At 50.1% G+C, this 13,414-nt stretch carries 13 protein-coding genes; 8 read left to right on the top strand and 5 right to left on the bottom strand.

Going from position 1 to position 13,414, the window contains the following annotated elements:
• Positions 1-60 precede the first annotated feature (60 nt).
• Both HMPREF0980_RS03760 and HMPREF0980_RS03765 read right to left on the bottom strand, forming a co-directional pair.
• Positions 61-1,476: a four-carbon acid sugar kinase family protein gene (locus HMPREF0980_RS03760; protein WP_084002671.1), complete on the bottom strand. Its 1,416-nt coding sequence runs from the start codon at positions 1,474-1,476 to the stop codon at positions 61-63.
• 34 nt (positions 1,477-1,510) lie between these two features.
• On the bottom strand, positions 1,511-2,404 hold the full coding sequence (locus HMPREF0980_RS03765; RefSeq protein ID WP_049727784.1) for an NAD(P)-binding domain-containing protein: 894 nt from the start codon (positions 2,402-2,404) through the stop codon (positions 1,511-1,513).
• Positions 2,405-2,619: 215 nt separating this feature from the next.
• Between HMPREF0980_RS03765 and HMPREF0980_RS03770 the strand changes: the two genes are divergently transcribed.
• The 5 genes from HMPREF0980_RS03770 (at position 2,620) to dhaL (ending at position 6,555) form a co-directional block, all read left to right on the top strand.
• Positions 2,620-3,273 carry a GntR family transcriptional regulator gene (locus tag HMPREF0980_RS03770; protein WP_049727785.1) on the top strand — a complete coding sequence of 218 codons (654 nt, stop codon included), beginning with the start codon at positions 2,620-2,622 and terminating at the stop codon, positions 3,271-3,273.
• A 152-nt stretch (positions 3,274-3,425) separates the two neighbouring features.
• The gene (locus HMPREF0980_RS03775; protein WP_049727786.1) at positions 3,426-4,418 is read left to right on the top strand and encodes an aldo/keto reductase; all 993 of its coding nucleotides are present in this window, start codon (positions 3,426-3,428) and stop codon (positions 4,416-4,418) included.
• Positions 4,419-4,498: 80 nt separating this feature from the next.
• On the top strand, positions 4,499-4,888 hold the full coding sequence (locus HMPREF0980_RS03780; protein ID WP_049727787.1) for a VOC family protein: 390 nt from the start codon (positions 4,499-4,501) through the stop codon (positions 4,886-4,888).
• 24 nt (positions 4,889-4,912) lie between these two features.
• The gene (locus tag HMPREF0980_RS19380) at positions 4,913-5,932 is read left to right on the top strand and encodes a dihydroxyacetone kinase subunit DhaK (protein WP_049727788.1); all 1,020 of its coding nucleotides are present in this window, start codon (positions 4,913-4,915) and stop codon (positions 5,930-5,932) included.
• Positions 5,920-6,555 (top strand): dihydroxyacetone kinase subunit DhaL, encoded by a 636-nt coding sequence (gene dhaL / locus HMPREF0980_RS19385; RefSeq protein ID WP_049727789.1) that lies wholly within the window; start codon positions 5,920-5,922, stop codon positions 6,553-6,555. The genes HMPREF0980_RS19380 and dhaL overlap by 13 nt, the downstream gene beginning before the upstream one ends.
• A 51-nt stretch (positions 6,556-6,606) precedes the next feature.
• On the opposite strand, the gene HMPREF0980_RS03795 is transcribed toward dhaL, so the two are convergent.
• Genes HMPREF0980_RS03795 through HMPREF0980_RS03805 form a run of 3 tightly spaced genes read right to left on the bottom strand, consistent with a single transcriptional unit; the run spans position 6,607 to position 9,499 of the window.
• Positions 6,607-6,945: a cupin domain-containing protein gene (locus tag HMPREF0980_RS03795; RefSeq protein ID WP_049727790.1), complete on the bottom strand. Its 339-nt coding sequence runs from the start codon at positions 6,943-6,945 to the stop codon at positions 6,607-6,609.
• 28 nt (positions 6,946-6,973) lie between these two features.
• Complete coding sequence (gene lsrK, locus HMPREF0980_RS03800) at positions 6,974-8,536, bottom strand: autoinducer-2 kinase (protein WP_049727791.1); 1,563 nt, start codon at positions 8,534-8,536, stop codon at positions 6,974-6,976.
• A gap of 21 nt (positions 8,537-8,557) precedes the next feature.
• Positions 8,558-9,499 (bottom strand): sugar-binding transcriptional regulator, encoded by a 942-nt coding sequence (locus HMPREF0980_RS03805; RefSeq protein WP_049727792.1) that lies wholly within the window; start codon positions 9,497-9,499, stop codon positions 8,558-8,560.
• A gap of 356 nt (positions 9,500-9,855) precedes the next feature.
• Here HMPREF0980_RS03805 and HMPREF0980_RS03810 point away from each other — a divergent pair, with 356 nt between their 5' ends.
• Genes HMPREF0980_RS03810 through HMPREF0980_RS03820 form a run of 3 tightly spaced genes read left to right on the top strand, consistent with a single transcriptional unit; the run spans position 9,856 to position 13,383 of the window.
• The gene (locus HMPREF0980_RS03810; protein ID WP_049727793.1) at positions 9,856-11,367 is read left to right on the top strand and encodes a sugar ABC transporter ATP-binding protein; all 1,512 of its coding nucleotides are present in this window, start codon (positions 9,856-9,858) and stop codon (positions 11,365-11,367) included.
• Positions 11,368-11,369: 2 nt separating this feature from the next.
• On the top strand, positions 11,370-12,383 hold the full coding sequence (locus HMPREF0980_RS03815) for an ABC transporter permease (protein ID WP_049727794.1): 1,014 nt from the start codon (positions 11,370-11,372) through the stop codon (positions 12,381-12,383).
• Positions 12,376-13,383 carry an ABC transporter permease gene (locus HMPREF0980_RS03820; RefSeq protein WP_049727795.1) on the top strand — a complete coding sequence of 336 codons (1,008 nt, stop codon included), beginning with the start codon at positions 12,376-12,378 and terminating at the stop codon, positions 13,381-13,383. The genes HMPREF0980_RS03815 and HMPREF0980_RS03820 overlap by 8 nt, the downstream gene beginning before the upstream one ends.
• Positions 13,384-13,414: the final 31 nt, after the last annotated feature.

Here is a 13,414-nt window from a genome sequence, read left to right on the forward strand (position 1 = left end):
GTGTCAAAGGGCAAGAAAACGTGCAGGAACGCATCTTCAAACTATCCTGCACGTGAAAAGCTAGCTGCAAAAAAAGGAGATGACATGTTTCAGCGTGTCAACCTCGCCTACATTGCCCGGGAAGATGATATAAGGGATGCCGGGATATCGGCTGTCGGGACCGGTCTCCCAGGCGGGGATGCCGGGAGCCACCTGGCCGAGCACCACGGCACGCCTGATATGCAGGGCTTTCGTGGCAATATCGCTGGAAGTGATACCGCCCTTGGCAATGAGGAAGGAGGGGGCCGTCCCTATCTGCACGGCAAATGACTGCAGTGCGTCTGAGATGGACACGGAACGCTTTAGGACGGTTTCCTTTGTGTCATTGTCAAATATAAGCTTTTTCCTCTTCGTATAGATGACCGCATGCCTGCCTTTCTGTATGCAGGCGGAAGCCAGGGCCAATATACGCTGCCGTTCCGTTTCAAGAGCCTCCAGGTCGGTAATAAGATCAGAGTCAAATTCCAGCAGTTCGATTCCGTCCAGCCCTTTCAGCATACTGAGCTGAGCTGTCGTCTTGTCGGTGTAGGATCCGATGAGGATGAGCCCTCCATAGCGGGAGTGGGAGCGGGAAAGCTCGCCGCGTCCGAGAAGCGGCCTGTCGGGTATGCCGGCTATGACTTTCACAAAAGAGGCGGCACTTCGGAACATAAACCGCTTTCCTTTCTTCATCGCGCGGTAGAGCGCGGTACAGAACACTTTCAGATCGCAGTAGTCCGATGCGTTCACGATGATTTTCTGAAAATCGGATGCTGAGAGCAGAAGAGATTCCACACCGTTCGTGTCCGCACTGCGGAGGAGGTTCATCGGAATGCATATGACACTGCCGGCAGGATACCGGCCCTCTGTCTTTTCCTCCACATACTGCCTCAAATCAGAAGAAGCATATCCAAAGGTAGAATCCCTGGCAAATTCTGTCTTGGCAGCAGGGATAAGCTCTTTCCCGGACAGGACATAATGGATATTGCCTACAGTAAAGCGCCCACCTTCTTTGAAGAACGGGCACAGTACCTCGCCATCAATGGCGTGGCCGGTGCATTCCTCGTATGTATTCTTCAGCACTTCCGTCTCAAGCGGATAGTGTCCGCGCAGCGTAGAGTCGCTCCGGCTTATGATGAGATAAGAAGTGCCCGTCTCCTTTGAGACGCGGTGGATCGTCCGGGCAGCCTCCTCGTGCAATGCGGCACTTTCTGCAGCGGACAGTGCTCTGGAGTTCGTCAGTATATAGAAGAGCGCCCCGGGTTCTTCAAAACCTTCTCTTATGCTGCTGTAATCCCATCGTGTGTAGACAGAGACGCCGTGGACCGTCTGCGTACCGGTCGGATCATCATCCAGCACGATAATCTTCCCCATAAAGGAATGTATCTCCTCTGCAAGGAGCCTGTCGACCGATGCTTCGTCGGGCCGTGGATACTCGTTCAGTAAATCTCTATTCATGGCGTTCATTCCTCTCTTTTCTTTTCCGTTCAGCTCACATATCCCGCTTCTGTACTTTGCAGTCGGCCAGATGTTCAAAATATTGTACAATCCCGCCGTGATCCTCCCCCATATGCCCTTTTACCTTCATGACCTGCATGATTTCAAAGAGCTGGGAAGTAAACGGTATCGGGGTACCGATCAGATGCGCTTCTTCAACTACGTTTTTAATATCCTTGTGATTGATGTAGATGGGGCCGCCCGGTTCAAAATTACGCTCCAGAATCATGGGCAGCTTGGCATCAAGCACTGCGCTTCCGGCAAGTCCGCCCCGGATGGCCTTATATACTTTCTCAGGATCGGCCCCCGCTTTTGCAGCAAAGACAAATGCTTCCGATACGGAAGCTATCGTCATATTTACGATAATCTGATTGGCAAGCTTGGCGATACTGCCCGTTCCTGTACCACCGACAAGAAGGGCATTGGAGCCCATCATCTCGAGATAAGGCAGGACTTTCTGAAATGTCACATCATCTCCTCCAGCCATAAATGACAAGGTACCGTCAATCGCTTTCGGCTCTCCCCCGCTTACAGGTGAATCCAGAAAAAAGCAGCCCCTTTCCTGAAGGAGGCGAAAGCAGTAGTGGGAATCCTCCGGCGCTACAGAACTCATGTCACAGACGACGGTTCCGGATGGGATGGCTGTGCAGACGCCCTCTTCAGCAAATAAGACTTCTTTTACTATTCCGCCGTTCGGAAGCATGAGAAATATGACATTACATGTACGCCCAATCCGCTCGGGGGTAGATTTGACAGCACCCTTTGAGACGAGATGGTCTGAGAGCGATTCCCTTACATCATATACGTGAAGTTCTACATGGTGCTTAAGCAAATTCAACGCCATTGGAGTCCCCATGATTCCTAGACCGATAAAACCGATTTTATCCATAATTTAATATTCCTTTCCGCTGCATCTGCAGCCTGCATCATAATATCATGATAACAAATACCGGTATACCGGTCAATGAAAAAATGTTAATTTCATAATTTTTACTATATATCATCCTCTATTATTGTGCATGTTTTAGGGAGAAGAAACTTGACCGGCCGACAGAAATTATTATATGCTTTATCTATAGAATGAATATTGAGGGGGAAACTACGATGAAGCTACTGAAGCCACTACAGATGCAGGCATATGAATACATGAAAGAGAAGATTCTGAACAATGAATTTACACCTGGGGAAATCTATTCCGAGACAAAGATTGCGGCCGAGATAGGTATCAGCAGGACACCGTTCAGGGATGCCGTACAGAGACTTGTGCAGGAAGGATATATCGATATCATACCAAGCAAAGGATTCATGCTGCATGAGATGGAAGTGAGAGATATCGTAGAGACGTTTCAAGTCCGTACTGCAATTGAAGGGTACTGTGCGATGCTTGCGGCGAGAGAGGCAGGTTCAGAAAAAGCCACGGAGCTGTTTGCAGAATTGGAAAGGCTCATGGGGAAGCTGGTCGAATCTGCAGAGGGCAATAATATGACCCGTTTTGTCGAATGTGATAACCAGTTCCACCTGATGCTCGTGGCCTATGCCGGTAACTCTGCATTCGATGAGATGTTCGGCATGTATATCCACCGTATCCGGAACATGGCAATCTCATCTCTTATGCATCCCGGCCGTGTAGCAGAGACGCTGAGAGAGCACGAAGATATCATAAGTTCTATGAGATCAGGCGACATCGAAGCTGTCAACAACGCAATCGCTGCACATATGGAGAGGCCGAAAGAGATTATGCTTGGAGAACGGGACTGAGTTGAAATGGGCAATATGCACAAAAGAAGTCGAAGAAGATATAAATAATACACAAAATAGACAAAAACGGTTGACAGAATGAAGAGGATTTAATATGATTATCTCATGAAATAACCGGTATACCGGAATACAGAATACAGGAGGAACAGATTATGGAATATTTTAAAACAGCCGTCGACGGGTTGGAAATTACTAGAGTAGGGCTCGGAACATGGGCGATGGGCGGTTCCGGATGGGGCGGCATCGTCGATGAGCCGGCGATAGAATGCGTAAGGGCGGCGATTGACATGGGGATAACACTTGTAGATACCGCCCCTGCCTATGGTGCCGGACATTCAGAAGAGCTGGTCGGAGAAGCACTTTCAAAGCCGGGCTACAGAGAGAAATGCGTGCTTGCCACAAAATGTGGTCTGAGCTGGGATGAGAATGGCAGCGTTTACAGAGATTCACGCCCTGAGACGCTCAGGAAAGAACTGGAGGCAAGCCTTAGGAGACTGAAGACAGACCATATCGATATCTATCAGGTACACTGGCCGGATGAAAAGACACCGATAGCAGAGACGGCACAGGTAATGGGCGAGTTCCTGAAAGAAGGTAAAATCCGTGCCATCGGCGTATCCAACTACACGAACGAGATGATCGATGAATGGAGAAGAACAGCACCGATACATACGATCCAGCCTTCCTTCAATATCCTGGAAGATAAACTGTTCGAAAACCAGCTTCCATACGCCAAGGAGAACAATATCACTGTGTTGGGGTACAGCGCACTCTGCCGCGGAATGCTTCACGGCAAATATACCGTTGACACGAAATTCAATGATGGAGATATGAGAGCGGAGGAAGATCCGAAATACCAGGGTCAGAACTTTGTGAACCATCTTGCAGCAATAGACGAGCTCAAGGAATATGCAGCCAGATTGGGCAAGACGGTAGCTCAGATCAGCGTGAGATGGGTACTGGAAAAAGGAGTCAGCTGCGCTCTGCTCGGAGCAAGGCGTCCTGGCCAGTTAGATTTTATTTCGGGCTGCGTAGGATGGAGCCTGACAAAAGAACAGTGCGATGAGATGGAAGCGATTGTCGCAAAACATGTTCCGGTACAAGTCGGAAAGGATTTCTTGGCACCGCCTTTGAGAGAAGATTAATGGAGAAGGGTAATGTGTATGAGAATCATTCCTGCACATTACCCTTTTCGTGGAGACGTCATAAAGACTGGAGGAGAGAGATGCTGAAGGCGATAGACCATATTACGGTAAACATGACAGATAAGGAGAAGAGCTTTTGGTTCTACGGCGGGCTGCTCGGCCTTACCAAGCTGAATGATATAGATATGGGAGACCATTTCCTGTACTATTTTGAGCTGCCGGGCGGCTGCCGCCTGGAACTCATAGAATACGAGTCTGAGAATCCTGTCAGACCGGGGAGCCACACCGACCGAGGCGTATACCGGCATTTTGCGCTGGAGACGGATGATATTGACGGCTTGAGAAGTATATTTGCCCGGCATGGCGTGAAGATTCTGGAAGGCCCAGAGCCGAGCGGCAGACTTGGAGTAAAATTCATGCTTGTAGAGGAACCGAACGGGGTAGAGATAGAATTCGTTGAAAAGTTATAGGATATATCGTGTGGAGGGAGACAGATGAAGAAGTTTATTAATAAAGCGGATAATGTAGTTGACGAAGCGATGGAAGGCTTTACGTCGTGCTACAGCAATCATTATGAGAAACATCCGGAAGTCAACGCGGTCGTCTCAAAGAGACCAAGGAAGGGTAAGGTGGCTCTTGTCATCGGAGGCGGCAGTGGACATGAGCCGATGTTCAGCGGATTTGTCGGGGAGGGGCTTGGCGACGCGGCGGCGTGCGGCAATGTGTTTGCATCCCCTGATCCGGGGACGATATATGAGACTGCCCTTGCGGTGGAAAGCGGACGTGGCGTCCTGTTCGTGTACGGGAACTATGCGGGAGACAATCTGAACTTTGATATGGCGGAAGAACTTCTGGCAGACGAGGAGATAGAAGCTGCCCATGTAAGGGTATGGGATGACTGTGCCTCGGCGCCGAAAGAGCGCATGACTGACAGGCGCGGCATTGCCGGAGACCTCTTCGTAATCAAAATTGCCGGGGCTGCGTGCGATAAAGGCATGGGGCTTGCGGAAGCCGTCAAGGTGACGGAGGCCGCCAGGGATAACCTGCGCAGTATAGGAGTAGCGACATCGCCGGGACAGATACCTGGGCTTGACAAGCCTACATTTGAAATCGGTGACGATGAGATGGAGTACGGCATGGGAATACATGGCGAACGTGGAATCGAACGCACGACGATGAAAGGGGCAGATGAGATCGTAGAATATCTGTACAAGAACATAAAAGAGGAGTTGGAACTTGCCGGCGGGGAGGAGGTATGTGTCCTCGTAAATGGCCTCGGCAGCACGACCGTGCTCGAGATGAGCATCGCATACAGGAGGCTGAAAGAGCTTTTGGATGAGGACGGCATCACAGTGCATGATGCAGATATCAACAGCTACTGCACCTGCCAGGAGATGGGAGGGTTCTCCATATCGCTCCTGAAGCTGGACGATACGTTGAAGGAACTGTATGACATGCCATGCTATTGTCCGTACTATGCAAAGAAAGGAAAGGAAATGTCATGGAAAGATTGAATGCACGACAGGCGAGAGAGATGCTTCTCCATGTTGCAGACAGCGTGATAGAGGCAAAACCGATGCTTACGGAAGTAGACAGTGCCATCGGGGACGGCGACCATGGAATCGGCATGGCGGGAGGTCTTAAAAAAGCGAAAGATAAACTCCTGAAAATGGAAGAGCCGTCCGATGTGTACGCAGTATTTGCGGCTTCAGGCAAGGCCATGCTCATGAGCATGGGCGGAGCGTCGGGGGTGATATTCGGGAGCATGTTCCTGGGCGGCGCGAAAGGTATGGAACCGGCTGCAGAGATTGATACAGGGCAGTTTGCCGACATGATGAAGAGAAGCCTCGCGGCGATAAAGGAGCGCGGGAAAGCAGAGGTGGGAGACAAGACGATGGTAGACGCATTGTCACCTGCCGTCGAGTCCCTGCTTGCACATACGGAAGAGGGATTTGCCCCCATGCTGGAAAAAGCGCAGGAAGCTGCACATAAAGGTATGGAAAGCACAAAGAAATTGGAAGCGAAGTTCGGGAGGGCTAAGACGCAGGGAACGACAATCGGCTTCCAGGACGCAGGGGCCACAAGCGTGTGGATCATCATGAAATCCATGTATGAATATGCTGCACGGCAAAAATAGGAAAAAGAAACTGCAGAATGCCTGTTCTAAGGACATTCTGCAGCAGCTGAATCAGTCGACCTCGATTTTATCGGAATCCTGGTAAGGTGCAAGCGTTGAAATCATCTTCACCGGTCCGCCGGAATTGTTGACGACGTAGTGAACTTCTTCCGGTTCGATATGTATCAGGTCACCGGCTTTAAGCGTATGGGTGGTGCCGTCCACGATGATGTCGACCTCGCCTTCCAGGATGAAGAAGTTCTCCTCCATAATATTGTGGTAATGTGCTTTGAAATCTTGTCCGGACTGGAACTGTACTACAGCAAAGTTGCTGCGCGGGCCTTTCATGAGATATTTCGGGCCGCTGTCGCCGAAACGGTATTCCTTTTCGTTTTCATTGATGATAAACATGATATAAATCTCCTTTCTTTGTTATATATTATAAACCTGGCGCTATCCACATATTTTTGGTCAGCTTCCTGTCGGCCAGCTCAAGCTGTGCACGGTATACTTCTTTCCAGGTTTTGTAAAGCTTGTCATATGTATCATGGTTTTTGGCGTCCGGGTAATACGTGCGCTCAATATGGCACAGCTCTTTTGCTGTCTCCCGGATGTCTTTGTAGATGCCGGCGCCTATGCCGGCCAGGATAGCCGCTCCAAGCGCGGTAGCCTCACGCACCTTTGGTACGTGTACCGGTATACCAATTACATCGGACAAAATCTGGCACCAGAGAGGACTCTTTGAAGCGCCGGAAGCAAACGTAATCTCCTCAGGCAGTCGACCGGTCACAGAAGCGACAAGTTCCATATTGCCCCGTGTAACCATGGCAGAGTTCTCCATAATAGCCCGGTAGAAGGTGTAGCGGTTGAATTTGTCGGCATCAAGAGCAAAGTTCGTAAATGTGGGGGCCGCGTGCTTCCAGTTGATGAAATTCATCACATCGGAGAAAGCGCAGAGCATCCCGTTGCTGCCGGCCGGTATTTTTTCGGCCTGGATATTCATGTAATAATATGGATCCTTCCCTGTCTCTTCCGCCTTCTGCTTTTCAGGCTGACAGAAGGCGTCCCGGTACCAGCGCATTACGAGTCCGGGATAGAAGGCGAGCGCCTCGTACTGCCAGATGCCTGGGACAGCGTGGCAGTTCATCCTCACGCGGCAGCCCGGATCGGTCTTGACCGTATCGGTGTTGTACTCGAACTGCCAGAAACTTCCCCCGAACACGGCAGCCTGCCCGGGTGCCACGACTCCGACACCGATACAGCCAAGCTGGGCGTCACCACCTCCGGCAACCACGGCAGAGGACTCGGACAGCCCGGTCTGCATGGCGGCGGAAGAGGAGACATATCCGACTACCGTACCGCTTTCCTGTACCGGCGGATAGATGTCATCCCTGATACGGCACTTTCTTGCGATATCTGTATCCCAGGCCCTCGTGGAGAGGTTGAAGATGCCGGTAGTACATCCGTTGCTTGGCTCGCATGCCAGTATACCGGTTAACTTATAGATAAGCCAATCGTTGAACATGCTCACATAAGCTGCCTTTTCATATAACTCAGGCATCTTGTTTTTTACCCAGAGTATACGGGGGATGGCGTCAAGCGCGAATGTCTGTCCGGATACGGAATAGCTGTCCCTTTCCAGCGTTTTGGACTGAGAGCGCAGTTCAGACACCTCGTCACCTGACCGTGCATCGACATTGGCGCATGCCCATATTTCGCGAAAATCAGCGTCGTAGAGCACGATTCCCTCGCGCATGCACGTAGTTGAGACTGCGGCGATATCCGAAGGGGATATGCCTGTGTCCCGCAGTACATTTTTGATACATTGTACCGTAAGGTTCCAGTTGTTGTTCCAGTCGAAATCCATAGACCCAGGATATCGTGGATCTTCGAGATGTTCCCATTCATGCTGGGACACACCGAGCTGATTGCCGGCCGTATCAAAAAGGACAGCGCGGACGCTCCCGGTACCGGCATCAAGTGCCATTAAATAGCTTGCCATAATAAAGGCCTCCTTCATATATTAGTAATTGTTTAACAGTTGCTTTGCAGTAATATCATCCGTGATGAGTATATCGAGGTAACTGCCGTTGAGAGCCGCGGCGATTGCAGGCAGCTTCTCCACACCGGTGGCGGCGCCTATCACATTGTTGAGCGTCTTCAGCTTTTCAAGAGGGGTACTTATGATACGCGCGTCAAAGTCTGAATTGACGAGCCGGCCCTGAGCGTCTATAAAATGAGTGATCAGGTCGCCTACCGCACCCTGCATCTTTAAAAGGAGATAGTCGTTGTTGGTCAGCCGGGAAGATTTTAGTATCGTTGCATCCGTGTTCATGCCTCCGATGCCTATCAGGGTGAGATTCGCAAGTTCTGTCATCTTGGATATCTCGGACAGGGAAGCTTCCTCCATCATAGATGCGGCAAGCTCCCGGGAGGACATAATAAGAGGAGCGGGATACAGGTACAGCTTGGCACCGTATATCCTGGAATGGGCATCGGGCAGATAGTTGGTGATGCCGCCGGTCAGCGATACGAGAGAGATCGTCGCGGAGACGCAGCGGGAAAGATGGCTGAGCGCGCGCATTACAGTCTCGCCGTAACCGAAGTTGATATAGCAGCTGTCCGTAATATGGTTCTGGATATACATTGCAGCAGCTTTCGCTACAGTCTCGGTCTGGTTATCCTTGTCAGACCCGGCGGGAACGATATAGCAGTCCTTCAGGCTGTACTTGCGGATCAGCTCCTGTTCCATAGAGAGGAACTCGTCGGTATCGGGCTTGATATGAATCTGTATGATTCCTTCCTGGCGCGCACGGTCTAGCAGCCGGAGCACCTTGATGCGGGAAATGTTGAGCTTTTCGGCGATAGACTGCTGTGTAAGCCCTTCCATATAGTAGTACCAGGATGCTTTATAGAGCAGGTTTTTTTCAAACTGCGTGTTGTTTTCTGAACTTATATCAGCCATAGTATCCTCCTTTTGTATGACGTGATGTACAAAAGTAAAATTATAGTGCAAATGTTTTGTAAACAAATTATAACAGCATATGGGCGCACTGTCAAATAAATTTCTGCACAGATTTTCGCCTCTTGATGGAGCGGTAGGGCAAAGTGCATAAAAAATAAGACAAAATTATAACTAAAATGTATAAAACAACAAATGCAGACAACAAAGATGTTGACAAACTGTGAACAGATATGTATGATGAAACTAAATCAGAACATCGGTATACCGGTGTGGAAACTGAGAAACAAGCATAAACAAAAGTTTATCCATTGAACAAAAGTATTACAACATAAATAACTGGAATGGAGGTGCATAAAATGCAGGCTGTTAAGAACAAACCTGACGGCGAAGCGCTGCTGAAGGTAAAAGATATACGCAAATCCTTTGGTTCTAACGAAGTGCTCAAAGGTATCAACTTGGAACTGCGCGAAGGGGAAGTGATAGCCCTGATTGGAGGCAACGGCGCCGGAAAAAGTACGCTTATGAAAATCATCATGGGCATATACCGGCAGGATGAGGGGGAGATATACATCGACGGAGAGATGATAGACATCTCAAAGTCTTCTACGGCACTTGCCAATGGAATTTATCTCGTGCCACAGGAGCCGATGCTCTTTCCGAACATGACCGTGGAAGAAAATGTCGCCATGGGATTTGACGAGAAGAAGAATGAGATACATAAACGTATGGTGGAGATGATTGAACATCTCGGCTGGGACCTGAAGCTGGAAAGGAAGGCCAATACGCTGTCCATAGCAGAGCAGCAGCTTGTGGAAATATTGAAGGGGCTGCTCAGGAATGCGAGGATACTGATACTGGATGAGCCGACGTCGTCACTCAGCTTCAACGAGGCAGAATCCCTGTTTAAACTGGTGGAGGAGCTGAAGCAGAAGAACATCGGCATCTTCTATATCACCCACAGGCTGACGGAGGTGTTTCAGATTGCGACCCATGTGGCTATCATGAGGGATGGCGTCGTGAGCCTGAGCGGTGAGGTGTCTGAATTTGAAAAGAGCCATCTTGTCAAAGCTCTGCTTCCGCCGGATTCGGAACTTAAGACGGCAGGAGAAAGGGTGGAGATAGATTATACGTCGGCGGAACCGGTGCTGCAGCTTAAGGACTTCAGCGGATACGGGTTCAGCAACCTGAATCTGGAAGTATATGCAGGGGAAATCCTTGGAGTAGCCGGGGTCGTCGGTGCGGGCAGGACGGAATTCGCAACAACGGTATTCGGTATGGATAAGGTGAAATCGGGCAAGGTGCTTCTGGACGGCGAGGATATAACCGGCTTCAGCACACGCAGAGTGCTGGACAAAGGTGTCAACTATGTGCCGGAAGACAGGTTCCTGAACGGAATCTTCAAGATAAGAGAAGTGGGGTGGAATATCTCGTCCGCCCAGATACGGAATATGAGCAGGCTGTTCCTCAACAGAAAAAAGGAGGCAGAGCTGGCCGATCAATATATCAGTGACTTCCGTATCAAGGTAACGGGACAGGACCAGATTATGGGCTCCCTCTCCGGCGGCAACCAGCAAAAAGGCGTTATCGCCAGAGCACTGTCGACGAGACCGAAAGTCGTCATACTGGATGAACCGACACGGGGGATTGACGCAGGTGCACGTGGGGATGTGTATTCCATCATAGGCAAGCTGAAAAAGCAGGGAGTGGCAATATTGCTCATATCCTCTGATCTGGAAGAAATTGTAGAACTGAGTGACAGGGCTGTTTCTATGTACCAAGGACATATCAATCATACATTTACGAGAGAAAAGATCGACCTTGATAATCTGACGGCCGCGTCATTCGGAGTGTACGAGGAAGGAGAGTAATTATGGAGAAGATAAAAAAAGCGCTGAAGGCCAGGGAACTGTCTTCGCTGCTCTGCCTCGTAGTGATGTTTCTGCTTGTCGGAGTCGTGAACCCAAGTTTCCTGAAACCACAGAATATACTGCTGTGCTTTAACGGTTCTATCGTATACGTGCTCATAGCCATAGGAATGGCATTTGTAATCCTGACGGGTGAGATTGACTGTTCCATCGGAGCACAGCTCGGACTGTCGGCCGCGGTGTGCGCGACCTATCTGCGGGAAGGAGCATCCTGGGGGATGGCGATAGCCCTCTGCGTCCTGGTCGGTCTCGTATGCGGAACGATCAACGGCATCGGAGTGACGGTCCTGAAGATTCCGTCCATCATCATGACCCTTGGCACGAACGGAATATACAGGGGACTGATATATCTGTATACAGGCGGCAAATGGGTGGAGAACCTCCCGTCTGGCTTCAAGCAGCTCGCCCAAAAGAATGTGGCGGGGAACTTGAGCTGGTTCTTCGTTATGGATCTGGTGATCATGGTGCTTATCTTCCTGTTTCTCGTCAAGACGAAGAGAGGGAAGCGGTTCGCTGCTGTAGGTGACAACGAGGCAGGAGCGAACCTGATAGGAATCCCTGTACTGGCAACAAAGATGAAAGCGTTTATGATATGCGGGCTGTTCGCCGCGTTCGGGGCAATCCTCTATGTAAGCCGCGTAGGTTTCGTAACCGCCATTTCCGGAAATGGATATGAGATGAAAGCAATCGCGGCATGCGTCATAGGAGGCATCAGCCTGACCGGAGGAGTAGGCACGGTTATCGGCGCGTCAATCGGCGGTATCATAATGGCGTCCATCAGCCGTCTGCTCGTATTTTTGAAAATTTCATCTGATTATGATAATACGATTACCGGTATCCTCTTGATCGTAATCGTAGTAGTGGATGCACTCGTACAGAGAAGGTCGGTGGAAAAGGCTAGAAGAGAAAGGCTGTCGGCAAGGGTAACTGCAGCTGAGGGAGGTGCTTTTAATGAATAAGATGAAAGGGTTAAAGAGCAAAGTCTTCAGCTGGGAGATGTTCCTGATTGTGATACTGCTCCTTGAGATTCTCGTATTCGGACAGCTCAATCCAAGATTTCTGCGTCTGAATGTACTGATGGGAAGTATCAATGACTTCATCTCTATATGCATCATTTCACTGTTTGTCACTTTTGTAATGGTGACGGGCGGTATAGATATACAGGCAGGATCCATCGTGGGTCTTACATCGATTACGATAGGGCTGCTCTGGCAGGACAAAGGTTTCAATGTATGGGCAGCGGTGCTTGTCAGCATACTGGTGGGGACGCTGTGCGGACTCTTAAGTGGATTTTTCGTGGCCTACACGGGGGTTCAGCCGATGGTAGTCACGCTGGGAGGGTCGTTCCTGTACTCGGGGCTTGCGCTCGCGGTCGTCAATATGTCATCGTCCGAGGCATACGAAGGCATCAGTGGCTTTCCGGAATCCTTCATGAAACTGTCATCGGGAAATATCGCAGGCATGCCCAACCAGCTGATCATATTTATCGCACTTGTCGTTATCGCGTATATATTGCTGCATAAGACGAAGTATGGGAGATATATCTTCCTCTGCGGTGTCAATTCAAGTGCATGCCGGTATTCAGGTATCCGGGTCAGACCTATCATCATGAGTACATACGGACTGTCCGGAATGAGCGCCGCACTGGCGGGCGTAGTGCTAACAAGTTATCTCGGTTCGGCCAAATCGGACCTGGGAAGCTCGCTGACGCTGCCAATCATCACGGCAGTCGTTCTCGGAGGAACGTCCAATCTCGGAGGAAAGGGAGGCGTCATTGGAACAGCTCTGGCAGCATGCGTCATCGGCATCTTAAAATTCGGGCTGAACATGTCAGGCATGGCGTCGCAGTATCTCGATATTCCGGTAGGGATCCTTCTTATCATAGTCCTTGCATTCCGCATGACGGGCAGCGGCAATACAAAGCTGCTGGCAAGGCTGAAAAAGAACAGGGGGAAATAAAGGCTGCCGGTTATAAAGTGATTATTATAAG

It is taken from the genome of Dorea sp. D27 (assembly GCF_001185345.1).
Classification (GTDB): domain Bacteria; phylum Bacillota; class Clostridia; order Lachnospirales; family Lachnospiraceae; genus Extibacter.